The sequence below is a fragment of the Streptomyces sp. NTD107 genome (genome assembly GCF_059510435.1).
Window position 1 is genome coordinate 590,647 of record NZ_JCAJZV010000001.1, and the last position, 23,148, is coordinate 613,794.

The 23,148-nt window shown below is 73.6% G+C and carries 22 protein-coding genes and 1 pseudogene; 17 read left to right on the top strand and 6 right to left on the bottom strand.

Features of this window, described 5'->3' with window-relative positions; all coding sequences use genetic code 11:
• The first annotated feature begins 19 nt into the window (after positions 1-19).
• The 8 genes from AC5WRL_RS02610 to rhaS all read left to right on the top strand — a co-directional run bounded on the left by AC5WRL_RS02610 (position 20) and on the right by rhaS (position 8,605).
• Positions 20-631 carry a TlpA family protein disulfide reductase gene (locus AC5WRL_RS02610; protein ID WP_496086574.1) on the top strand — a complete coding sequence of 204 codons (612 nt, stop codon included), beginning with the start codon at positions 20-22 and terminating at the stop codon, positions 629-631.
• A 10-nt stretch (positions 632-641) separates the two neighbouring features.
• The gene (locus AC5WRL_RS02615) at positions 642-2,468 is read left to right on the top strand and encodes an ABC transporter ATP-binding protein (protein ID WP_496086575.1); all 1,827 of its coding nucleotides are present in this window, start codon (positions 642-644) and stop codon (positions 2,466-2,468) included.
• Positions 2,465-2,923, top strand: coding sequence for a S26 family signal peptidase (locus tag AC5WRL_RS02620; RefSeq protein ID WP_496086576.1), 459 nt, complete (start codon positions 2,465-2,467; stop codon positions 2,921-2,923). The genes AC5WRL_RS02615 and AC5WRL_RS02620 overlap by 4 nt, the downstream gene beginning before the upstream one ends.
• 83 nt (positions 2,924-3,006) lie before the next feature.
• Positions 3,007-3,774, top strand: a complete 768-nt coding sequence (locus AC5WRL_RS02625) for an AfsR/SARP family transcriptional regulator (protein WP_496086577.1) — start codon at positions 3,007-3,009, stop codon at positions 3,772-3,774.
• 232 nt (positions 3,775-4,006) lie between these two features.
• Positions 4,007-5,527 (top strand): sugar ABC transporter ATP-binding protein, encoded by a 1,521-nt coding sequence (locus tag AC5WRL_RS02630; protein WP_496086578.1) that lies wholly within the window; start codon positions 4,007-4,009, stop codon positions 5,525-5,527.
• Positions 5,524-6,519 (top strand): ABC transporter permease, encoded by a 996-nt coding sequence (locus AC5WRL_RS02635; RefSeq protein ID WP_496086579.1) that lies wholly within the window; start codon positions 5,524-5,526, stop codon positions 6,517-6,519. The genes AC5WRL_RS02630 and AC5WRL_RS02635 overlap by 4 nt, the downstream gene beginning before the upstream one ends.
• Positions 6,509-7,495, top strand: a complete 987-nt coding sequence (locus tag AC5WRL_RS02640; protein WP_496086580.1) for an ABC transporter permease — start codon at positions 6,509-6,511, stop codon at positions 7,493-7,495. Before AC5WRL_RS02635 ends, AC5WRL_RS02640 begins: the two co-directional genes overlap by 11 nt.
• Before the next feature lie 21 nt (positions 7,496-7,516).
• Positions 7,517-8,605 (top strand): rhamnose ABC transporter substrate-binding protein, encoded by a 1,089-nt coding sequence (gene rhaS / locus AC5WRL_RS02645; RefSeq protein WP_496086581.1) that lies wholly within the window; start codon positions 7,517-7,519, stop codon positions 8,603-8,605.
• 48 nt (positions 8,606-8,653) lie between these two features.
• On the opposite strand, the gene AC5WRL_RS02650 is transcribed toward rhaS, so the two are convergent.
• On the bottom strand, positions 8,654-9,367 hold the full coding sequence (locus AC5WRL_RS02650; RefSeq protein ID WP_496086582.1) for a GntR family transcriptional regulator: 714 nt from the start codon (positions 9,365-9,367) through the stop codon (positions 8,654-8,656).
• A gap of 150 nt (positions 9,368-9,517) precedes the next feature.
• On the opposite strand from AC5WRL_RS02650, the gene manD reads away from it, so the two are divergent.
• The 6 genes from manD to AC5WRL_RS02680 all read left to right on the top strand — a co-directional run bounded on the left by manD (position 9,518) and on the right by AC5WRL_RS02680 (position 16,284).
• On the top strand, positions 9,518-10,735 hold the full coding sequence (gene manD, locus AC5WRL_RS02655; protein WP_496086583.1) for a D-mannonate dehydratase ManD: 1,218 nt from the start codon (positions 9,518-9,520) through the stop codon (positions 10,733-10,735).
• The gene (locus AC5WRL_RS02660) at positions 10,732-12,177 is read left to right on the top strand and encodes a mannitol dehydrogenase family protein (RefSeq protein WP_496086584.1); all 1,446 of its coding nucleotides are present in this window, start codon (positions 10,732-10,734) and stop codon (positions 12,175-12,177) included. Before manD ends, AC5WRL_RS02660 begins: the two co-directional genes overlap by 4 nt.
• 76 nt (positions 12,178-12,253) lie before the next feature.
• Positions 12,254-13,648: an MFS transporter gene (locus AC5WRL_RS02665; protein WP_496086585.1), complete on the top strand. Its 1,395-nt coding sequence runs from the start codon at positions 12,254-12,256 to the stop codon at positions 13,646-13,648.
• On the top strand, positions 13,645-14,682 hold the full coding sequence (locus AC5WRL_RS02670; RefSeq protein WP_496086586.1) for an L-idonate 5-dehydrogenase: 1,038 nt from the start codon (positions 13,645-13,647) through the stop codon (positions 14,680-14,682). The genes AC5WRL_RS02665 and AC5WRL_RS02670 overlap by 4 nt, the downstream gene beginning before the upstream one ends.
• On the top strand, positions 14,679-15,659 hold the full coding sequence (locus AC5WRL_RS02675) for a sugar kinase (RefSeq protein WP_496086587.1): 981 nt from the start codon (positions 14,679-14,681) through the stop codon (positions 15,657-15,659). Before AC5WRL_RS02670 ends, AC5WRL_RS02675 begins: the two co-directional genes overlap by 4 nt.
• The gene (locus AC5WRL_RS02680) at positions 15,646-16,284 is read left to right on the top strand and encodes a bifunctional 4-hydroxy-2-oxoglutarate aldolase/2-dehydro-3-deoxy-phosphogluconate aldolase (RefSeq protein WP_496086588.1); all 639 of its coding nucleotides are present in this window, start codon (positions 15,646-15,648) and stop codon (positions 16,282-16,284) included. The genes AC5WRL_RS02675 and AC5WRL_RS02680 overlap by 14 nt, the downstream gene beginning before the upstream one ends.
• Positions 16,285-16,401: 117 nt before the next feature.
• On the opposite strand, the pseudogene AC5WRL_RS02685 reads toward AC5WRL_RS02680, so the two are convergent.
• A pseudogene (locus tag AC5WRL_RS02685) lies at positions 16,402-16,764 on the bottom strand (RNA-guided endonuclease TnpB family protein); the annotation flags it as partial.
• 240 nt (positions 16,765-17,004) lie between these two features.
• Here AC5WRL_RS02685 and AC5WRL_RS02690 point away from each other — a divergent pair.
• Together AC5WRL_RS02690 and AC5WRL_RS02695 are read left to right on the top strand one after the other, a co-directional pair.
• Complete coding sequence (locus AC5WRL_RS02690) at positions 17,005-17,433, top strand: hypothetical protein (protein WP_496086589.1); 429 nt, start codon at positions 17,005-17,007, stop codon at positions 17,431-17,433.
• 134 nt (positions 17,434-17,567) lie between these two features.
• Complete coding sequence (locus AC5WRL_RS02695; RefSeq protein ID WP_496086590.1) at positions 17,568-18,695, top strand: NAD(P)-dependent alcohol dehydrogenase; 1,128 nt, start codon at positions 17,568-17,570, stop codon at positions 18,693-18,695.
• A gap of 3 nt (positions 18,696-18,698) precedes the next feature.
• Here the strand turns inward: AC5WRL_RS02695 and AC5WRL_RS02700 are convergent, their stop codons facing one another.
• The 3 genes from AC5WRL_RS02700 to AC5WRL_RS02710 are packed head-to-tail and all read right to left on the bottom strand — an operon-like array spanning position 18,699 to position 21,789.
• Positions 18,699-20,291 (bottom strand): Na+/H+ antiporter, encoded by a 1,593-nt coding sequence (locus AC5WRL_RS02700; RefSeq protein ID WP_496086591.1) that lies wholly within the window; start codon positions 20,289-20,291, stop codon positions 18,699-18,701.
• Between the two features lie 44 nt (positions 20,292-20,335).
• Complete coding sequence (locus AC5WRL_RS02705; protein WP_496086592.1) at positions 20,336-21,379, bottom strand: NAD(P)-dependent alcohol dehydrogenase; 1,044 nt, start codon at positions 21,377-21,379, stop codon at positions 20,336-20,338.
• Positions 21,380-21,411: 32 nt separating this feature from the next.
• Positions 21,412-21,789: a DUF2255 family protein gene (locus tag AC5WRL_RS02710; protein WP_496086593.1), complete on the bottom strand. Its 378-nt coding sequence runs from the start codon at positions 21,787-21,789 to the stop codon at positions 21,412-21,414.
• A gap of 235 nt (positions 21,790-22,024) precedes the next feature.
• Here AC5WRL_RS02710 and AC5WRL_RS02715 point away from each other — a divergent pair, with 235 nt between their 5' ends.
• Positions 22,025-22,912, top strand: a complete 888-nt coding sequence (locus AC5WRL_RS02715; RefSeq protein WP_496086594.1) for a helix-turn-helix transcriptional regulator — start codon at positions 22,025-22,027, stop codon at positions 22,910-22,912.
• On the opposite strand, the gene AC5WRL_RS02720 is transcribed toward AC5WRL_RS02715, so the two are convergent.
• The gene (locus AC5WRL_RS02720) at positions 22,907-23,134 is read right to left on the bottom strand and encodes a hypothetical protein (RefSeq protein ID WP_496086595.1); all 228 of its coding nucleotides are present in this window, start codon (positions 23,132-23,134) and stop codon (positions 22,907-22,909) included. The genes AC5WRL_RS02715 and AC5WRL_RS02720 overlap by 6 nt on opposite strands.
• Positions 23,135-23,148: the final 14 nt, after the last annotated feature.

Sequence of the window (23,148 nt, forward strand, 5' to 3'; positions counted from 1 at the left end):
GCACGAAAGGCTTACTCCCATGGGGACCACCCTCGCCCTGACCCTGTCCGTCCTGGCGGTGCTCATCGCCTCGGCGGCCTGCGGCCTCGCCCTGGCGATCGCGCTGCGGGTGAAGAAGCTCCTGGACCCGCTGGTCGAGGAGGGCACGCTCAGCGGCCGGGGCCCCGAGCCGGTGGGTCTGGGACGCCCGGTGCCCCGGGTCGGACCGCTCACCGACATCCACGGGGAACCCGTCGAGCTGCCGGCGCCCGGCACCGGCCCCTGGGTGCTCACCTTCCAGTCGGTGGGCTGCCCCGGCTGCGCCGAGCAACTGCCCCGCTACCAGCGGTTCCTGCACTCCCGGGGCATCGACCGCGACCGGGTGTTCTCCCTGATCAACGGGGACGGCGGCGAGGGCGAGAGCGGCGAGGACGGTTTCGCGCTGTACCGGGACGGTCTCGACGGCGTCAGCCGGCTCATCCGGGTGGACGAGGAGACCAGCGCCCGCTTCGTCGACGAACTCGGCCTGGCCGTATGGCCCACCTACCTGATCATCGCGGCGGACGGCACCGTGGCGTACTCCGCGCAGAGCTCGGCCCGGCTGATGGGCACCGACATTTCCTTCGCCCGCCCGCCGGCCGTTGCCTCCTGAGCCCGGCGCCATGACGCGGCGGAGCACCGGCGGCGCCCGGGCCGCCCTGGAACTGGCGGCCCGCGCCGCGCCCGGCAAACTGCTGGGCGGCACCGCCGTCACCCTGATCAGCGGCACCTTCCCGGTGGCGGTCGGCTGGCTCACCAAGCTGCTGCTCGACCGGCTCGCCGACGGCGCACCCACCCGGGAGCTGATCCCGCTCGGCGTGCTGCTGGTCGCCGTCGGCATCGCCCAGGGCGTCACCCCGCACCTGACCGAGTTTCTGCGGGCCGGCCTGGAACGGGACATCGGGCTGCTGGCGCAGGGCCGGCTTTTCGCCGCCGTCAACCGCTTCACCGGGCTGCGGCCCTTCGAGGACCCCGAACAGCTCGACCGGCTGCGGCTGGCCAAGCAGTCGGGACGGGACTCCCCGCACCGCATCGTCGACGGGGCGCTGAACGGGGTCGGTTCCCTCATCACCATCGCCGGCTTCCTCGGCTCGCTGCTCGTGCTCGCCCCGGCCATGGCGGTGTTCGTGCTGCTGTTCGGCGCTCCTATCCTGGCGGCCGAGATCGCGCTGTCCCGCCGCCGGGCCCAACTGCTGTGGAGCATCGGCCCGACCGAACGCCGGGTGATGTTCTACGACCAACTGCTCTCCAGCGTCCAGGCCGCCAAGGAGATCCGGCTGTTCGGCGTCGGCGGCTATCTGCTGGAGCGGATGCAGCACGCCCGGCGCGGCGCGGACACCGAACTGCGCGCCATGGACCGGCGGCAGGTGTGGACCCAGACCGGGCTCGCCGTGCTGGCCGCCGCCGTCTCCGGCGCCGGACTGCTGTGGGCCATCCGCGCGGCGGCGACCGGCTCGCTGTCCATCGGAGATGTGGCGATCTTTCTCGCCGCGGTGGCCGGGGTGCAGAGCGCCATGGGCCGGGTGGCCACCTCGACCGCCCAGATCCACCACGCGCTGACGCTCTTCCAGCACTACCACGCGGTCACCACCATGGGCCCGGACCTGCCGCTCGCCCTCGCCCCCGCCGCGCCGCCGGTGCTGCGGCGCGGCATCGAACTGCGCGATGTCTGGTTCCGTTACTCACCGGACCACCCCTGGATCCTGCGCGGCGTCGATCTCACCCTCGAACACGACCGCACGCTGGCCCTGGTCGGCCTCAACGGAGCCGGAAAATCCACCCTGGTCAAGCTGCTGTGCCGGTTCTACGACCCCACCCGGGGCGCCATCTACTGGGACGGCACGGATCTGCGGGACCTCGACCCGGCCCGGCTGCGGGAGCGGATCGGCGCCGTCTTCCAGGACTTCATGGACTACGACATGACCGCCCGGGAGAACATCGCCCTCGGTGACATCGACGCGCTGCACGACCAGCCGCGCATCGAGGAGGCCGCCCGCCGGGCCGGCAGCCACACCACCCTGGCGGCCCTGCCCCACGGCTACGACACCCTGCTGACCAGGATGTTCACCTCGGAGTCCGACAAGTCCGACCCGGCCACCGGGGTGGTGCTCTCCGGCGGGCAGAGCCAGCGCGTCGCCCTGGCCCGCGCCTTTCTGCGCGACCGCCGGGAGCTGATGATCCTGGACGAGCCGTCCTCCGGCCTGGACGCCGAGGCCGAGGCCGAGATCCACGCCGCACTCGCCCGCTACCGCACCGGACAGGCCAGCCTGCTGATCTCGCACCGGCTCGGCACCCTGCGCGACGCCGACCGGATCGCCGTCCTGGCCGACGGCCGGGTGGCCGAGCACGGCACCCACGAGGAACTGCTCGCCCAACAGGGCCGGTACGCCCGGCTCTTCCGGCTCCAGGGCGCCGGCTACCGGGAGCACGGGACGGAGGTGGGGGCATGATCCCCGCCCGTCCGGTTCGGCGCTTCCTCGGCAGCCGGCTGGTGCTGGTCACGGTGCGCGGCGTCAGCATGCTGCCCACCCTCCACCCCGGGGACCGGGTGCTGGTACGCCGTGGCCGCCGCCCCGCCCGGGACCGGCTCGTGGTGCTGGAACAGCCCGACACCGCCCGGCTGTGCTGGGACACCGCCCCGGCCGGCCTCGGTGCACCGGAGCTGGCGGTGGGGGAGCGGCCCTGGCTGATCAAACGGGTCATCGGCCTGCCCGGCGACCCGCTGCCCGACCCCGGCTGCGTCCCCGAACACCTGGCCGGCGCCGCCCGGGTGCCGGCCGGCACGCTGCTGCTGCGCGGCGACAACCCCCGGGTCTCCCTGGACTCCCGCCAGCTGGGCTTCGTACCGCTGGACCGGGTGCTGGGCACCGTATGGCGGCGCCACCGGGAGCCCGTACCCCGCTGACTCGCCATGCGGAATCCATGCGGAAACCGTGCGCCCGGCTGCCACAGTCGCCCCACAACCCCCAGGAGATTGGCTGGTGAACGGTGGACATCACCCTGCTCGGCGCGATATCCCTGCGTGGCTCGGGGCCCGGAACCGCCCCGCTCCAGGAACGGACCGCCACCCTGCTGGCCTCGCTCGCCTGGCGGCCCGGTGAATACCTCGCGGACGACCTCGTCATCGCCCACATCTGGGGCGAGGACCTGCCCCGGCACCCCCGGGACGCGCTCTACACCTGCGGCACCCGGCTGCGGCACGCGCTGCGCGGCTCCGACGTGCGCGGCGGCGCCGAGCCGCTGCGCCGCCGGCGCGGCGGCTATGTGCTCGACATCGATCCGCAGCTGATCGACCTGCATCTCTTCCGCCGGCTCGCCGAACGCGCCCGCCGCGCCGCCCGGGCCGGCGACGACCGGGGCGCGCTCGGTCTGTACGACCGCGCCGTGGAACTGTGGACCGGCCCCCCGATGCCCGATCTGCGCTCGGCCTGGGCGGCCGGGGTCAGGGTGACGCTGCGCCAGGAGTGGCTGACCGCCCGGATCGGCCGGGCCGAGGCGGGACTGCGCCTGGGGCACCACATCGAGCACGTTCCCGCGCTGTACCGGCTCACCGAGGAGCAGCCGCTGGACGAGTCCGTCGCCGGGCTGCTGATGCTCGCCCTGCACCGGGCCGGCCGCCAGCACGAGGCGCTGGCCGCGTACCACCGCATCCGCCAGTGCCTGATCGCCGAACTCGGCGACGAGCCGGGCCCCGGACTCCGTGATCTCCACTCCCGCCTGCTGCGCCGTGAGCCGTTGCCGGCCGGGGGCGTCTGACACATCCGGCCCGCCGGCTGCCCCTCCCCGTTTCCGGGGGAGGGCAGGGACGCTGTCGCGCCGGCCGCCGCGGGCTGCGCCGGCGTGCCGTGTCCTTCACCGCCCCGGGGCGGGCTCGGCGCGCCCGGTGCCGGCCGTGCGCCCCGCCGCCGGTCCCCTTGACGCGTGCATGGCTTGGCCCTACTCTCTTCAGTCTCCTCTTGAATCGATTCATGCGGAGAAATGGAGAGCCGTGCCCGGTCCCACCACAGCCCAGCCCCCAGCCCTCCAACTGCGCGGCGTCGCCAAATCCTTCGGCGCCGTCACCGCCGTCCGCGACGTCACCCTCGCCCTGCACCCCGGCCGCGTCCACGCCCTCGCCGGCGAGAACGGCGCCGGAAAATCCACCCTCGTCCGCATGCTGGCCGGCGCCCACCGCCCCGACCGGGGCACCCTCGAACTCGACGGCCGCCCCACCGTCCTGCGCGATGCCGCCGCCGCCCGCGCCGCCGGCATCGCCGTCATCCACCAGGAACCCACCCTCTTCCCCGACCTGTCCATCGCCGAGAACCTCTACATGAGCCGCCAGCCCACCGGCCGGCTGCGCCGCATCGACCGCCGCGCCCTGCGCACCGCCACCACCGCACAGCTCGCCCGGCTCGGCGTCACCCTCGACCCCGACCGGCCCGCCCGCGGCCTGTCCATCGCCGAGCAGCAACTCGTCGAGATCGCCCGGGCACTCTCCCTGGACGCCCGGATCTTCGTCATGGACGAGCCCACCGCCGCGCTGTCCGGCGCCGAGGTCCAGCGACTGTTCACCGTGGTGCGCGCCCTGTGCGCACGCGGCGCCGCCGTCCTGTTCATCTCGCACCGCTTCGAGGAGATCTTCGCCCTCGCCCACGACATCACCGTGCTCCGCGACGGCCGATGGGTCTCCACCGACCCCGCCGCACACCTCACCCCCGACACCGTGGTCCGCCGCATGGTCGGCCGCGACATCGGCGCCCTCTTCCCCAAACGGCCCACCACCCCCGGCGACACCGTGCTGCGCGTCGAAGGACTCACCCGGCACGGCGCCTTCACCGACATCTCCTTCACCGTACGGCGCGGCGAAATCCTCGCCCTGGCCGGCCTGGTGGGCGCCGGCCGCAGCGAAGTGGTGCGCGCCGTCTTCGGCGTGGACCGGTACGACGCCGGCACCGTCACCGTGGCCGGCCGCCCGCTGCCGCCCGGCTCCCCGGCCGCCGCCATGGCCGCCGGGCTCGCCCTCGTCCCCGAGGACCGCCGCCAGCAGGGCCTGGTCCTGGAACTGTCCGTCGAACGCAACACCGCCCTCACCCGGCTGCGCCGCCTCGCCCGGCACGGCCTGCTCACCACCCGCCGCGAACGCGCCGAAGCCCGGCACTGGACCGAGCGGTTACAGGTACGGCACAGCGGCACCCAGGCCCCCGCCGGCACCCTGTCCGGCGGCAACCAGCAGAAGATCGTGCTGGCCAAATGGCTGGCCACCGCACCCGCCGTCCTCATCCTCGACGAACCCACCCGGGGCATCGACGTGGGCACCAAGGCCGAGGTGCACCGGATGATGTCCGAACTGGCCGCCGACGGCATGGCCATCGTGATGGTCTCCTCCGAACTCCCCGAAGTCCTCGGCATGGCCGACCGCATCCTGGTGCTCCACGAGGGCCGCGCCACCGCCACCCTCCCCGGCCCCACCGCCACCGCCGAATCCGTCATGGCCGCCGCCACCGGGCAACCGGGGGAGCGGCCATGAGCAGAGCCCACCCCCGCGAACTCGGCGTCCTGGCCGCCCTGGTCCTGCTGATCGCCGTCACCGCCACCGCCAATTCCCGCTTCCTGTCCGCCCAGAGCATCCGCGACCTGCTGCTGTCCGCCGCCATCCTCACCGTCCTGGCGGCCGGCCAGACCATCGTCGTCCTCACCCGCAACATCGACCTGTCCGTCGGCTCCGTACTCGGCCTGGCCGCCTTCGGCACCGCCGACCTGCTCTCCACCGCCCCCGGCATCCCACTGCCGCTGGCCGCCCTCGCCGGCATCGGCATCGGCGCCCTGTGCGGCGCCCTCAACGGCGCCCTGATCAGCTACGGCGGCGTCCCCGCCCTCGTCATCACCCTCGGCACGCTCTATGTCTTCCGCGGCCTCGCCCACTCCTGGGCGGCCGGCCGGCAGATCAACGCCGCCGACCTGCCCCGCCCCTTCCTCGACCTGGGCACCGCCACCGTCGCCGGCATCCCCGTCCTGGCCCTGCTCGCCATCGCCGTGGTGCTCGCCGTCGCCCAGTGGCTGCACAGCTACCGCAGCGGACGCGAGCTGTACGCGATCGGCTCCGAACCGGCCGCCGCCGAGCGCGCCGGCATTCCGGCCGGCCGCCGGGTCCGTACCGCCTTCCTGCTCAGCGGCTCCCTCGCCGGGCTCGCCGGAGTGCTGTACGCCGCCCGGTACGGCACCGTCGACGCCACCGCCGGGCAGGGCCTGGAACTCCAGGTGGTCGCCGCCGTCGTGGTCGGCGGAGTCGCCATCTTCGGCGGCAGCGGCACCGCGCTGGGCGCCGCCCTCGGCGCGCTGCTGCTCACCTGCATCGGCAGCTCCCTCGCGGTCCTGCGGGTCGACCCTTTCTGGCAACAGGCCGCGGTCGGCGCCCTCATCCTGGCCGCCATCGGCCTGGACCGGCTGCTCACCGTCCAACTCGCCGCCCGTACCGCCCGCGCGGCCCGTACCGCCCCGGAGGCCCCCCATGCCGGCTGAGACCCGCGGGGTACCGGGCGCCCTGCGCCGCTGGGACACCGCGCTGCTCGCCACCCTGCTGCTGGTGACGCTCGTCGCGGCCCTCGCGGTGGACGGCTTCGCCACCGGCCGCAACGCCCAGTTCCTGCTGCTGGACGCGGTTGCCATCGGTCTGGTGGCGCTCCCCGTCACCCTCATCGTCGTCACCGGCGAGATCGATCTGTCGGTGGCCAGCACCCTGGGGCTGTGCAGCGCCGTGATGGGCCAGCTGTGGCTGGCCGGCTGGCCGCTGGAGCTGGTGGTGCTCGCCGCCGTCGCGCTCGGCGCGCTGCTCGGCGCCGTCAACGGCGTGTTCGTCACCGGCTTCGGGCTCCCCGCCCTCGCCGTCACCATCGGCACCCTCGCCGCCTACCGCGGGCTGGCCTTCGTGGTGCTCGGCGACCGCGCCGTCGCCGACTTCCCCCGTCAGTGGACGGACGCGGCCGGCGGTACGCTGCCGGGCGGCGCGATCCCCACCGCCATGCTGCTCACCGCCCTGGCGGCGGCCGGCTGCGCGGTGCTGCTGCACGCCACCCCGCTGGGCCGCGCGCTGTTCGCCATCGGCAACAACGCCGAGGCCGCCCGGTTCTCCGGGATCGCGGTGGCCCGTACCAAGTTCTGGCTCTTCGTCGGCTGCGGCGCCGTCTGCGGCCTGGCCGGGGTGTTCTGGACCCTGCGCTACGCCAGCGCGCGCGCCGACAACGGTCAGGGCCTGGAACTCGCCGTGGTGGCCGCCGTCCTGCTCGGCGGGGTGTCCATCTTCGGCGGCCGGGGCACCCTCGCCGGGGTGTGCGCCGGGGTCCTGCTGCTGGTCACCCTGCGCAACGCCCTCCAACTCGCCGACGTACCCGCCGACACCCTCGACATCGTCACCGGCACCCTGCTGATCGGCTCGGTGCTCGCCCCCCGGGCGCTCGCCGCGCTCCGCCGCCGTACCCGCACCACCGGCATCACCTGACAACGAGGAAGGGATTCGGACATGCCCGTACACTTCGGCCGGCCCCGCATCGGTACGGCGGCCACCGCGCTGGCGGCGCTGCTGCTGCTCGCCGCCTGCTCCGGCACCACCCGGGGCGGGGACGACGGCACCCCCGAGCCGGGGGCCGGCCCGCGCTCCACCGCGTCGGCCGACCCGGACGCGCCGCTGCGCGAGGGCCTGGCGGTGGCCTTTCTCCCCAAGCAGGTCAACAACCCCTATTTCACCGTCGCCCGGGGCGGCGGCGAGCGCGCCACCACCGAGTTCGCCGGCACCTTCAAAGAGGTCGGCCCCTCGGAGGCCAGCGCCTCCTCCCAGGTCAGCTACATCAATACCCTCACCCAGCAGGGCACCGATGTGATCGCCATCTCCGCGAACGACCCGGGAGCGGTGTGCGGAGCGCTCAACAGCGCCCGGGACGCCGGGGCGCACGTGGTGACCTTCGACTCGGACGCCCGCGCCGAGTGCCGCGACGTCTTCATCAACCAGGCGGTGGCCCAGGACATCGCCCGTACCCAGATCGAGCTGATCGCCGGACAGATCGGTGGCGCCGGACAGATCGCCATCCTGTCGGCCACCCCCAACGCCACCAACCAGAACACCTGGATCGCGCTGATGGAGGAGGAACTGGAGCGCCCCGAGTACGCGGACATCGAGCTGGTCGCGGTGGCGTACGGCAACGACGAGGACGAGAAGTCCTTCCAGGAGACCCAGGGCCTGCTGCGCTCGCACCCGGACCTCGCGGGCATCGTCTCCCCGACCACCGTCGGCCTCGCCGCGGCAGGCCGCTATCTGTCCGGGTCCGAGTACGGCGGGCGGGTCGCGCTGACCGGCCTGGGCACCCCCAACCAGATGCGGGAGTTCGTCCACGACGGCACGGTGGCCTCCTTCGCCCTGTGGGACCCGGCCGATCTGGGCTATCTGGCCGCCTACGCGGGCGCCGCGCTGGCCTCCGGGCAGATCACCGGCGCGGAGGGCGAGACCTTCACGGCCGGGGAGCTGGGCGAGTTCACCATCGGAGCGGACGGCGTGATCGCCCTGGGCCCGCCCACGGTCTTCGACGCCGCCAACGTGGACGCGTTCGACTTCTGAGCGGCCGTGCCACCGCACGCCGGGAGTGCCGGAGGCCGGACGGCTCCGTCACTCCCACACCACCACGCTGCGCCGGACCGGCACCGCCGTCGAATCGGTGGCGAAGAGTTCGGGGGAGTGCGCCCGGATGCGTTCGATGTCGTGGAAGACCGCGCGCAGATGGGTGCGCATGGCGGTACGGGCCAGTGTCACATCGCCGCCGAGCACGGCTTCCAGGATCTCGCCGTGCTGCGCGGCGAACCCGGCCGAGGTGGCGTTCTCGTACAGCCCGAGCCGCCGGGCCCGGTCCAGATGGCCCTTGGCGGCGGCCACCGTGGTCCAGGCGCTGGCGTGCCCGCTGAGCCGCAGCAGCCCTTGGTGGAACGCCTCGTCCAGCTCGAAGAACTCCTCAAGACCCAGTCCTGGCCGGCGCTGCCGCTCCAGATTGTCGCGCAGTTCCGCGACCACCGTCTCGTCCAGTTCCCCCGGAAGGTCCTCCAGGGAGGCCAGCTCGACCGCCTCGCGCAGAAACTGGGCGTCGGCGACCTGGGCCGGGTCGACCCGGGCGACGAAGGACCCGATCTTGGGGAAGACCTGCACCAGGCCCTCCTGGGCCAGCATGATCAGCGACTCGCGGACCGGGGTGCGGCTCACCCCGAGGGAGGCCGCCAGCTCGTTCTCCGAGAGCGCGGCGCCGGGGGGCAGCTGAAGGGTGAGGACCATCTGGCGCAGCGTGGTGTAGATCGCGCGTCGTGAGGTCCGCCGCCGGTCCGATTGAGCCATGCGCCCCATCGTATCGGTGGCCGGGCGCCGCCGGGCGGGCCGGTGGCCTGGGGAAAACGCGCCGCCGAAAGTATTGCCGTTCTGCGCGACAAGTGCTTGTATACAAGCCCTGTCGGGCAGACGCCCGCGATGACGCGAGCGACAAGGAGAATGGCTGCTGTGAGCACCATCGAGCGCGCCGAGGTGTTCGTCGCCTCCCCGGGACGCACCTTTGTGACCCTGCGCATCACCACCTCGGACGGTGTGACCGGCCTCGGTGACGCCACCCTCAACGGCCGCGAACTCGCCGTCGCCGCCTACCTGCGCGACCACCTCGTCCCGCTGCTCATCGGCAAGGACCCGGCCCGCATCGAGGACATCTGGCAGTACCTCTACAAGGGCGCCTACTGGCGGCGCGGCCCCGTCACCATGACCGCGATCTCCGCCGTCGACACCGCCCTGTGGGACATCAAGGGCAAGACCGCCGGACTCCCCGTCTACCAACTGCTCGGCGGCCGGTCCCGCGACGGCGTGCTCGTCTACTCACACGCCAGCGGCACCGACGTCCCCGCCCTCCTCGACGACGTCGACCGTTTTTTGTCCCTGGGCTACAAGGCCGTCCGCGCCCAGGCCGCCGTCCCCGACGTCGGCGGCACCTACGGCGTCCGCAAGGGCAAGGTCTACGAGCCGGCCGCCACCGCCCTCCCCGACGAACAGCCCTGGGACACCGCCGCCTACCTCAACTTCGCCCCCGGCTACCTCGAAGCCGTCCGCGACCGCTTCGGCTTCGGCTTCCACCTCCTGCACGACATCCACCACCGCCTCACCCCCATCGAGGCCGCCCGGTTCGGCAAACGCGTCGAGGACGTCCAGCTGTTCTGGATGGAGGACCCCACCCCCGCCGAGAACCAGGAAGCCTTCCGCCTCATCCGGCAGCACACCACCACCCCCATCGCCGTCGGCGAAGTGCTCACCTCCATCTGGGACGTCCAGCACCTCATCACCGAACAGCTCATCGACTACGTACGCACCACCGTCGTGCACGCCGGCGGCATCACCCACCTGCGCCGCATCTTCGACCTCGCCGCCCTCTACCAGGTACGCACCGGCTCGCACGGCGCCACCGACCTCTCCCCGGTCAGCCTCGCCGCCAACGTCCACCTCGACCTCGCCGTCCCCAACTTCGGCATCCAGGAGTACATGGGCCACCCCGACGAGACCGCCGAGGTCTTCCACGGCGGCGTCACCTTCGCCGACGGCATGCTGCACCCCTCCGAAGAACCGGGCCTGGGCGTCGAATACGACGAGGCCGCCGCCGAACGCTTCCCCTACCAGCCGCGCTACCTCCCCGTCGCGCGCCGCCTGGACGGCTCGGTGCACGACTGGTGACCACCACCGGCCCCCTCCCGCTCAGCCGCGCCACCGCACACCGGCTCCCCGCACCGCAGCGCCCGGCCACCGGCCCCGACACGCCCCGCACCCGCGTCGTGCACTTCGGACTCGGCGCCTTCCACCGCGCCCACCAGGCCGTCTACACCGAGAACGCCGCCGCCCGCTCCGGCCAACCCTGGGGCATCACCGCCGTCGCCCCCCGCTCCCTGGACGTGGTGCGCGCCCTGCGCGGCCAGGACTGCCTCTACTCGCTGACCGAACAGCGGCCGGACGGACCGGCCACCAAAGTCATCGGCGCGCTCACCGGCGCCCTCGCCATGGTCCCGGACGCGGCCCGGATCGACGCCCTGCTCACCGACCCCGAGGTGACGGTGGTGACCCTCACCATCACCGAGAAGGGCTACCACGCGCGCGGCGGCACCCTGGACCCCACCGCCCCCGCCATCGCCGCCGACCTGGCGGCGGCCGGCGACCCGGCCCGGCTCCGTACGGTCATCGGCCGGCTCGCCGCCGCCCTCGCCGCCCGGATGCGGGCCCACGCCGCGCCCCTCAGCGTGGTCTCCTGCGACAACATGGCCGGCAACGGGGCCGTGCTCGGCGCCGCCGTCCGCGCCTTCATCGAGGCGAGCGGCTGGCCCGACCGGCACACCGTGCTCGACCGGCTGGCGACCGCCGTCACCTTCCCCGCCACCGTCGTCGACCGCATCGTCCCCGCCACCACCGACGCCCACCGCGCCGCCGCGAGCGCCGCGCTCGGCCTCACCGACGCCCTGCCGGTGACCGCCGAGCCCTACCGGCAGTGGGTCCTCCAGGACACCTTCGCCGCCGCCCGCCCACCCTGGGAACTCGACGGCGCGCTGTTCGTCCCCGACCCGGCCCCGTACCAGCTCACCAAGCTGCGGCTGCTCAACGGCTCGCACTCCGCCCTCGCCTATCTCGGCCTGGCCACCGGCGCCACCACCATCGACGGCACCCTCGCCACCGACTGGGGCGAACCCCTGGTGCGCGCCCTGTGCGCCGAGATCGCCCCCACCCTGCCCCCCGGCGGCCCCGACCCCACCGGGTACGCCGACGCCCTCGTCACCCGCTTCCGCAACCCGGCGATGGGCCACCGGCTCAGCCAGATCGGCTCCGACGGATCACTGAAGATCCCCGAACGCTGGCTGCCCGCCCTGCGCACCCTGCGCGCGGCCGGCACCGCCACCCCCGTACTCGAACTCGCCCTCGCCGGCTGGGTGCACGCCACCCGGCCCGGCGCCACCACCGCCGACCCGGCGGCCACCACCCTGGCCGCGCACTGGCAGCCGGCCGACCCCGCCGGCACCGTACGCGCCCTGCTCACCGCCCTCGGCGCCTCCGACCTGGCCGACGACCAGGCACTGACCACCGCCGTCGCCGCCCACCTGCCCGCCCTGCGGGCCGGCCGCGTCGAGATCTGACCCCCCGGGCACCACCACCCCGCCCGTCCCCCTCCCCGGCGCACCGCGCACAGCAGCAAGAACAACGGAGTTCACGATGACGACCAGCGCCACCACGGAGCCCACCGGCGCCGTGCGCAGAAGCACCCGCGACCTCACCAGAGCCGCCGTCTCCGGATGGCTCGGCACCGCCATGGAGTTCATGGATTTCCAGCTCTACTCCCTGGCCGCCGCCATCGTCTTCAACAAGATCTTCTTCCCCGACGTCAGCCCCGCCATCGGCCTCATCGCCGCCATGGCCACCTACGGCGTCGGCTACGTCGCCCGCCTCGCCGGCGCCGTCTACTTCGGCCGGATGGGCGACCGCATAGGCCGCAAAAAGGTCCTCGTCATCACCATCGTCATGATGGGCGTCTCCACCACCCTCATCGGCGCCCTCCCCACCTACGCCACCATCGGCATCATGGCCCCGGTCCTGCTGGTCGCCCTGCGCCTGGTCCAGGGCTTCGGCGCCGGCGCGGAGATCGCCGGCGCCACCGTCATGCTCGCCGAGTACGCCCCGCCCAGGCGCCGCGGCCTGGTCGCCTCCCTCGTCTCGCTCGGCACCAACTCCGGCACCCTGGCCGCCTCCGGACTGTGGGCCATCCTGCTCGCCGTGCTCACCGAGGAACAACTCCTCGCCTGGGGCTGGCGACTGCCCTTCCTGCTCAGCTTCCTGCTGCTGATCTTCGCCGTCTGGCTGCGCCGCAACCTCAAGGAGAGCCCGGTCTTCGAGGAGCGCCCCGACGTGGTCGACGGCGTGGCCCTCACCCGGGGCGAGCTGAAGACCGCCGCCGTGACCGAGGACCAGGACCGGCACGCCGGCACCCTGGAGGCCGGACTGCGCCAGCGCAAGGGCAAGGCGTTCTTCCTCGCGCTGGGCCTGCGCTTCGGCCAGGCCGGCAACTCCGGGCTGGTGCAGACCTTCCTGGTCGGCTACATCGCCACCACCCTGGCCGTCGACCGGGCCATCCCCACCGACGCCATCCTGTACGGCTCGCTGCTCGGCTTCGTCACCGTGCCGCTGGTCGGCGTCCTCGGCGACCGCTTCGGCCGCCGCCCGCTGTACATCGCGCTCACCACCGCGACCATGATCCTCGCCTTCCCCCTGATGCTGCTGATCGCTCACGGCTCCACCGCCGCGCTCATGCTCGGCATGGTCCTGGCCCTCAACATCGGCGTCCTGGGGCTGTTCTCCCTGGAGTCCGTCACCATGGCCGAACTCTTCGGCTCCCGCACCCGCTTCACCCAGCTCGCCGTCGCCAAGGAGATCGGCGGCGTCCTCGCCACCGCCATCGGCCCGGTGCTCGCCGCCTCCCTCACCGCCGCCACCGGCAGCTGGTGGCCGATCGCCGCCATGCTGATCGTCTACTCCGCCATCAGCCTCACCTCCGCCATCCTCGCCCCCGAAACCCGGGGCCGCGACCTGGTCCGGCTGGAGGACGCGGCATGAAAGCGGTCGTCGTTCACGGGGCCGGGGACGTACGCGTCGACGAACTCCCCGCGCCGGCGCCGCCCGGGCCGGGCGAGGTGCTGCTCGCCCTGGAGTGGGGCGGGATCTGCGGCTCCGACCTCTCCTACTGGAAACACGGCGCCTCCGGCACCGCCACCCTCACCGGGCCCATGGTGCTCGGCCACGAGGTCGCCGGCCGGATCGCCGCGCTGGGCCCCGGCGTCACCGGGCTGACGGACGGCCAGCCCGTGACCGTCCACCCGGCCAGGCCCACCGCCGACTCGGTCCTGCCGGCCCGGCTCGCCGGCCGCACCAACCTCCACTCGCGGGTACGGTACTTCGGCTCCGCCGCCTTCGACCCGCACACCGACGGCGGCTTCAGCCAGTACCGCACCGTGCCCGCCGAGCAGATCCGGCCGCTGCCGGCCGGCGTCAGCACCGAACACGGCGCCCTGGCCGAACCGCTCGCCGTCGCCCTGCACGCCGTCCACCGGGCCCCCGAGGTACGCGGCCGGACCGTCCTGGTCAACGGCGCCGGACCCATCGGCGCCCTGCTGGTGGCCGCCGCGCTGCACCGCGGCGCCGCCACCGTCATCGCCGCCGACCTCGCCGCGTCCTCGCTCGCCGTCGCCCGCGCCATGGGCGCCGCCGACACCCGCGACCTCTCCCGGGGCGCGGCCCTGCCCGAGGACATCGAGATCGTCTTCGAGGCGTCCGGCGCACCCGCCGCGCTCGGCCCCGTCCTGCGCGCCACCGCACGCGGCGGCACCCTCGTCCAGGTCGGCAACCTGCCCGGCACCCCGGCCCCCGCCGCCCTCGGCGACCTGGTGACCCGAGAGATCAGCTGGCTCGGCTCCTACCGCTTCACCGAGGAGATCGACGACGCCCTGACCGCCCTGCGCGACGGCCTCGACGTCGCACCGGTCATCAGCCACCGCTTCGGCATCGACGACGCCCCCGCCGCCCTCGCGGTGGCCGCCGACCCCGCCGCCGGCAGCGGCAAGGTCATGCTGCGCCTGGCGGCCGGCCGGTGACCGGGCCCGGGGCCGAGGTGATCTGCCTCGGCGAGACCATGGCCGTGCTCGCCCCGGCCGACGGCCGGCCGCTCGCCGGCAGTACCAGCCTGGCCCTGGGCATCGGCGGCGCCGAATCCAATGTCGCCTGCGCCCTGGCCGGCCTCGGCCACCGCGCCGCCTGGGCCGGGCGGGTCGGCGAGGACCCGTTCGGCGCCCGGGTCCTCGCCGACCTCGGCGCCCGGGGCGTCGACATCAGCGGCGCCACCGTGGACCCCGAGCGGCCCACCGGCCTGTACGCCAAGGACCCGGGACCGGACGGCACCACCCGTACGTACTACTACCGCCGGCACTCCGCCGCCGCCCGGATGGGCCCCGAACTCGCCGGTCTGCCCGCCCTGCGCGCCGCCCGGATCCTGCACCTCACCGGCATCACCGCCGCCCTGTCCGACAGCTGCGCCGCACTCCTGGACGCCCTCGTCGTCCGGCGCGCCGCGCCCGGCCCACTCATCTCCTTCGACATCAACCACCGCCCGGCGCTGTGGCGCGGCCTGCCCCGGCAGGCCGCCCCCACCCTGCTCGCCCTCGCCCGGGCCGCCGACGTGGTGTTCACCGGCCGCGACGAGGCGCAGGCACTGTGGGGCACCGCCCGCCCCGAGGAGATCGCCGAACTGCTCGCCCCCGCCCCGCTCATCGTCGTCAAGGACGCCGAACTCGGCGCCACCTCCTTCAGCACGACCGACGGCACCACCTTCGTCCCCGCCCGCCCGCTGCGCGTGGTCGAACCGGTCGGCGCCGGCGACGCCTTCGCCGCCGGCTACCTCGCCGCCCTGCTGGAGAACCGCGACCCCACCGCCCGGCTGCGCCTGGGCCACCTCGCCGCCGGCGCCGCCCTGCGCACCGCCGCCGATCTGCCCACCCTGCCGCCGCGCACCGCACTCGACCCCTGGCTCACCCTCGACGACGCCGCCTGGAGCACCCCCGATGACCAGCACTGACCCACCCACCGCACTCGATCCGCTGGCCGCCGACCGCGTCATCGCCGTCGTCCGCGCCCCCGCCATCCCCGACGCCGCCGCGCTGTGCGCCGCACTGCGCGAGGGCGGCATCCGCTGGGTCGAGTTCACCTACACCACCCCCGGCCTCACCACCCACCTGCGCCGCGCGGCGGCCGACGGCGGAGTCGGGGCCGGACTCGGCGCGGGTACGGTGCTCACCGCCGCACAGGCCGAGCAGGCGATCGAGGCCGGGGCCCGCTACCTGGTCACCCCCGGCATCCGCCCCGCCGTCGCCGAAGCCGCCGCCGAAGCCGGCGTCCCCGTCATCATGGGCGCCCTCACCCCCACCGAGGTCGGCCAGGCCCTCGACCTCGGCGCCGCCGCCGTGAAGATCTTCCCCGCCCACACCCTGGGCCCCCGCCACTTCACGGACCTGACCGGCCCCTACCCCGGCACCCCGCTGGTCGCCTCCGGCGGGGTGAACGCCACCAACGCCGCCGCCTTCCTGACCGCCGGCGCGCTGGCGGTGTGCGCCGGCTCCGACGTGGTCCCCCCGGCCGCCGTGGCGGCCGGCGACTGGCGGCGGATCACCGACCGGGCCCGGGAGTTCATGGCAGCGCTGTGAGCCCCGGCCACGGTCGGCGCGCGTGGGGCATGCGCGACCGGTGAAGCGAATCCCGCTCCCGTTCTGCCCGGCGGGGTGCTTGGTTGACCTACTCTCCCTCGTGTTCGAGGGGGGTTCCTACGGCTCGCGCCGTGGGGTTTTCTGCTTCGTCGCCGGTTGCCCGCCCGGAGTGCTCCGTTGAGGTCTTGCACCGGCTCCACAGACCGATGCCGCCGGCCCGGCGGCCTTGAGGTTGCGTGCCGCGTTCACGTCCCGGTCATGGGACGCGCCACAGCCCTCGCACGTTCAGGTGCGGACGTGCAGAGGCATGCTCGCGGCGAGGGTGCCGCAGGCGGAGCACAGCTTCGAGGAGGGGAAGAAACGGTCGACCGTGATCACTTCCCGCCCGTACCAGGCCGCTTCGTACTCCAGCATGTTCCGGAACTCGCTCCAGCTCGCATCCGAGATCGCCCGGGCGAGCGTGTGGTTCTTGACCATGTGGTGACGTGCGATCACATCCGCGGGGTCAGAGCACCGCGATCCGCCCTGGCGGCGCAGCACAGCTCCTTGCCCTTCTCCGCAGTAGTCTGTTTCCGCCCCTGCCTGAAGGCAGGGGTATCCACGGAAGATTCAGATGAACCGATCCCAGTGACGCTCGGCCCGGACCTGAGAGCTGACATGAGCTGACAGGACCTCTCCCACCCCGCGCTCCCCGAGCGCTGTGAAGTGAAAGTTCGACCCATGTGGCTTGGCTGCACGCCAGTCCTCGCCGGCGACCCCGGCCCGGCCGGGCGGGAGATCTCGGGGTGGCGCGTTCCCGGCATCGGTGAACTCGACGTCGAGTCCGAGGGCTTTCGGCTGTCCGTGCTGCCCACCGGCGGGACTTTGCGCGTGGAGCTGGCCTTCGCCGCCGGGTACGCCGAGTCGGAGACCGAGCCGTACCGCCCTGTGGGACCAGTGACGTTGACGCTCGACGACGTACGGTCCATCGCGCTGCACACGCCGGGCGCGCCCGCCGATCCGCTGTGGAAGAGGGTTCTCCGCGGAGACCCGCACGACGAGATCCTGCGCATGACGTGGGACGAGGACGACGACGTCCTGTATGTCCGGGACGGCGGTGTCCTCGTATCCTGCCGCGGCGGAGCCTGGCACTGGGCGGCCGGCGCGTAGGCGGCAGGGTCCCGGGCGTCAACGGACCGGCCCGTACGGTACCCGGTCGGTGGAATACCCGGCCGATCCCTGGCCTCCCGGACCCGCGCGGGCCCAGCATGGCGGTGCAGCCCAGCCCGGCCGAGGGAGACGCCATGCCCACTACCACCACCACCGCCGCAGTGGTCCGGCCCGGCAGCGGGTCCTTCGCCTGGGAGGAGATCCGACTGGACCCACCGCGCGCCGACGAAGTGCTGGTCCGCATCGTCGGCGCCGGCATCTGCCACACCGACCTCGCCGTACGGGACGGGCACGTCCCCGTGCCGCTGCCCGCCGTGCTCGGTCACGAGGGCGCGGGCGTGGTGCTGGCGGTGGGGGACCGGGTGACCAGGATCGCGCCCGGCGACACCGTGGTGCTGTCCTTCAGCTCGTGCGGCGCCTGCGGCCCCTGCCGACACGGCCGCCCCGCCCACTGCGACACCTTCCTGCCGCGCAACGCCTCCGGCGCCCGCGCCGACGGCACCAGCCCACTCCACGACGCCGCCGGCGCCCGGCTGTCGGGCCGCTTCTTCGGCCAGTCCTCCTTCGCCGCCCTCGCCCTCGCCGACGAACGCTGCGCGGTGCCGGTGGAGGTCGCCGACGAGGACGAACTCGCCCGCCTGGCCCCGCTCGGCTGCGGCGTACAGACCGGCGCCGGCGCGATCCTCAATGTGCTGCGCCCCGGGCCGGGCGACACCGTCGCCGTCTTCGGCACCGGCGCCGTCGGCCTGTCCGCCGTGATGGCGGCGGCCCTCACCGGCGCGGTACGGATCATCGCCGTCGACCTCCGCCCCGACCGGCTCGCCCTGGCCCGCGAACTCGGCGCCACCGACACCATCCACGCCGGCCAGGACGACGTCGCCGGACAACTCGCCGAGCTGACCGCCGGCCGGGGCGTGGACCACGCAGTGGAGAGCAGCGGGGTGCCCGCCGTCCTGCGGCAGGCCGTCGACGCGCTGGCGGTCGGCGGTACGGCGGCGGTCCTCGGCCTGCCGCCGGCCGGCACCGAGGTGGCGTTCGACGTCAACGCCCTGCTGATGGGCCGCACCGTGCGTGGCGTGTACGAGGGCGACAGCGATCCGGCCACCTTCATCCCGGCCCTGGTCGCCCTGCACCGCGCCGGACGCCTCCCCTTCGACCGGCTGATCCGCAGCTACCCGCCCGAGCGGATCAACGAGGCGGCCGGGGCCGCCGCCTGCGGCGAGGTCATCAAACCGGTGCTGCGCTTCCCGGCGAGTGCCTGACGCTCACTCGGCCGGCTCGCGGCGGGTCAGCCGGACCTCCTCGATGTCCAGCCGGGCCTGGATCTGCCGCAGCACCGTGTCATCGATCCGCCGCTCGTCGCGCAGCCGCAGCACCGTGGCCCGCTTGTGGGCGATCATCGCCAGCCGCAACTGCGCATAGTGCCGGTTGTGCCGCACGGCCCGCTCGTCCTCGTCGTCGCCGTCCTCCGTGCCGGCCCGCAACACCGCCAGATGCGTCTCGTACTCCGACCGGGTCCGCTCCAGCACCTCCGGGGCCGTACCGAGCCCGGCCGCCACCTCCGGCAGCGCCGCCAGCGCCTCCTCGGCGGCCATGGTCTCGGCGAGCTGCCGTTCCGCCTCCACATCGGTGTCGCGCGGCAGCCGTGCCCACCGCACCACCGCCGGCAGCAGCAGCCCCTGCGCCACGATGGTCACCGCGATCACCCCACAGGTCACACAGATGATCAGATCGCGCTCGGGGAACGGCGCCCCCGAGTCCAGGGTGCGCGGCACCGACAGCGCCACCGCCAGTGAGACCGCGCCCCGGAAGCCGGCCACCCCGCTGACCACCCGGACCCGCGCCCCCACCCGGCGGGCCCGCTGCTGCGGGCGGCGGTCCAGCGCCCGGATCACATAGGGGGAGGTGAACAGGAACGCGAAGCGCACCCCGATGACCATCCCCGAGACCACCACCACGGCCAGCGCCGCCTTGGCCACCCCGGCACTGCTCAGCCCGCGCACCGCCTCCTGCGCCTGGATCCCGACCAGCACGAACAGCGACCCGTTCAGCGCGAAAGTGGCCAGCGACCAGAAGGCGATCGCCTGCCGCCGGGTCTCGGCGCTCGCCACCCGCGGCCCGGCCTGGCTCATGATCAGCCCGCACACCACCACCGCCAGGACCCCGGACGCGTGCACCGCCTCCGCCAGCAAGAACGCGGTGAAGGGAATGAGCACCATCGCCACATTGCCCAGCAGCGGATCCGCGAGCAGACCGCGTACCCGCACCCCCGCCCAGGCGACCACCGCCCCCGCCAGCGCGCCGGCCCCGTAGGAGAGCACAAAGAGCGCCGTGACATGCGGCACGGTGAAGTGCTCCGCGCCGACCGTGATACCGGCCGCCAGCCCGTACAGCACCAGGGCGGTGCCGTCGTTCACCAGACTCTCGGCACGGAGCGTGGTGATGGTGCGGCGCGGCAGCGCCCGGGCCAGCACGCTGACCGCCGTCGCGTCGGTGGGCGCCACGGCCGCGCCCAGCACCCACGCCGGCCCCCAGGGCAGCCCCAGCGCGTGCCCGACCACGGCCACCGCCCCGGCCGTGGCGATGACCAGCACGGTGGACAGCAGCACGATGACGCGCAGATTGCTGCGGATCTCGCGCAGCGAGGTGGTCAGGCTCTCCCAGTACAGCAGCGCCGGCAGAAACAGCAGCAGCACGGCCTCGGGCGGCAGCCGCACCTCGCGCAGCGCCGGGACGAAGCCCAGCAGCACCCCGCCGATGAGCAGCACGACGGGCGGGGCGACGCGCAGCCGGCGTCCGATGACATGCCCCAGCACCAGGGCGGCGCCCAGGACGACGACGAGGACGAGTGCGAGCAAGGCGGTCCTCCCGGTGGCGTGCCCACCGGCCGGCGGAGGCTCGCTCAGGCCATGGTCGACACGTCGATCACGAAGCGGTAGCGGACATCGGAGGCGAGGATCCGCTCGTAGGCGTCGTTGATCTGCTGCGCCGGTATCAGCTCGATCTCGGAGCCGATCCGCTGCACATCGCAGAAATCGAGCATCTCCTGGGTCTCGGGCAGCCCGCCGATCATCGATCCGGCGAAGGTGCGGCCCGAGGTGAGCAGCGAGAACACATTCAGCGACAGCGGATCGGCGGGCGCGCCGACATTGACCAGGGCGCCCTCGACGGCCAGCAGCGACAGATAGGCGTCGAGATCGAGGCGGGAACTGACGGTGTTGATGATCAGATCGAAGGAGCCCGCGAGCTGCTCGAAGGTCGCCGGATCGGCGGTCGCGTAGTAGTGGTCGGCGCCCAGCCGCAGCCCGTCCTCCCGCTTCTTCAGCGACTGCGACAGCACGGTGACCTCAGCACCCATGGCGTGCGCCAGCTGCACCGCCATGTGCCCCAGACCGCCCAGACCGACCACCGCGACCTTCGTACCCGGCCCGGCACCGAACCGGCGCAGCGGCGAGTACGTGGTGATCCCCGCGCACAGCAGCGGCGTTGCGGCGGCCAGCTCGACGTTCTCCGGCATCCGCAGCGCGAACTCCTCCGTGACCACGATGTGGGTGGAGTAGCCGCCCTGGGTGATCCGGCCGTCCTCGTCGAGAGAGCCGTAGGTGAGAGTGGCGCCCGCCGTGCAGTACTGCTGCCGGCCGGCCACGCACTGGGCGCAGCTTCCGCAGGAGTCGACCAGGCAGCCGATGCCCGCCTTGTCGCCGGGCGCGAAGCGGGTGACCTCCGCGCCGACCTCGGTGACGATGCCCGCGATCTCATGACCCGGGACGACCGGGTAGTGGGCATCGCCCCATTCGCTGCGGACGTGGTGGATGTCGGAGTGGCAGATACCGGCGTACTTCACCTCTATCAGTACGTCGTGCGGGCCGACCTCGCGGCGTTCGACGGTGGTGGGGGTGAGCGGCTCCGTCGCCGAGGTGGCGGCGTAGGCGTTGACAGTGAACACGTTTCTCCGTGACATCAAAGGAATCGGTGGAATCAGGTGCGCGGCAGCAGCCGCATGGTGGTCGCGTTCGCCCCGTCACTGGTGACGGAGTCGACGATGGAGTCGGCGTAGCGCCGGTACTTGGCGCGGTAGGCCGCGTCCACCTGGTCGTTCAGGGCGGGGTCGGCGTCGGTGAAGGTCACGTCCTTCTCCACACCGCCGGCCCGGATCCGGCCCTCCTGGCGGGCCCGGGTGCCCCGGTACCAGTCGGAGGTGGTCCCGTTGACGGACCGCACGTACAGGTCGTCGCGGTCGCGGACCACCCAGATCGTGCGCCAGCTGCTCAGCGAGCCGTCGGCGCGCAGCGAAGCGATGCGCAGCTCCTCCGCTTCCGCGACCTCGGTCAGTTCGTCGTTCGTCCATGCGCTCATCGGATGGCCTCCTCGCGATGCGTGATTCCTGCCGGTAGCCAACGGCCCCCGGGCAGGGACCGCCCGTATGACGGGGCGGTCGGAGTGGGGCCATCACCCGTACGGACGGCTCCCAGCCTGCCGCCCGCGACGACCGGGTGGCAGACCGCGCCGTGCCGGGGCGCACGGTTCGGGGGTGCGACAGGGCCCCTCACCCGGCACCCGGCCCGCCCGCCGGCGCGCGACACTGGAACACATGAGGCGTGAGCGAACAGGCGGCGGTACGGAGCTGGGCCGGTTCCTGCGCGCCCGCCGCAACCAGACCACCCCCGCGCAGGCCGGCCTGACCGTCGGATCCGGGCTGCGCCGCACCCCCGGGCTGCGCCGCGAGGAGCTGGCCACCCTGGCCGGGGTGTCCATCGACTACTACACGCGGATCGAGCGCGGCAAGGAGACCCGGCCCAGCCCGTCGGTGATCGACGCGCTGGCCCGCGCCCTGCGGCTGGACGAGGCCGAGCACGAGCATCTGCGCGACCTCGCGGTGCGCTCTGCCCGCCAGGCACCGGAGCCCGCGGTCGCCCCCAGCCGTACGGTGAGCGCCGGTGTCAAGCTGCTGCTGGAGGGGCTGCGGCCCTTCCCTGCGCTGGTCCTCAGCCGCAGCATGGATGTGCTGGCCTGCAACCCGGGCGGGGCGCGGCTGTACCCGGGGCTCGCGGAGTGGCCGGCCAGGCAGCGCAATCTCGCCCGCTACATCTTCCTGCATCCCAGCTCGCGGGAGCTCTTCACCGACTGGGACTGCCAGGTCCGCGGCTGTGTCTCCGGGCTGCGCACCCTGGCCGGAACCGATCCGGACGCCCCGGACCTGGTCGGTCTGGTGGGAGAACTGCTGCTGAAGAGCCCCGAGTTCGCCAAGCTGTGGGACCGCTACGAGGTCCGGCCGCACAATCAGGGCCGGAAGACCTTCCACCACCCCGAGGTCGGTGACCTCACCGTGGGCTATCAGGCGCTGGTGCTGGACGGAACCGCCGGCCAGCGCGTCAACGCGTACTTCGCCGAACCCGGCACCCCCGAGTACGACGCCCTGGTGCTGCTGGACATCTCCGCCCGTGAACACATGGGCGCCGACGCGACCGGCATCTCATGAGGTACCGCGACCGCGCGGGCGCCGCCGGGCCGGACCGGGCGAGCAGGCCGCCCAGGCGTCGTAGAGGTGAGCGAGGTGATGCCGGTCCTCCGTCGACCAGTGGTGGCCGCGACTGGAGACAAAGGCCCGGATGGCTTGGTTGATGGCGTCGGCGGCGCGTTCCATCTGCTGTCCTGACGGTGGTGCCGGGGAGGGCAGGGGCAGGGGAGGGCGTGCGGTCATGGTGGGTACTCCGG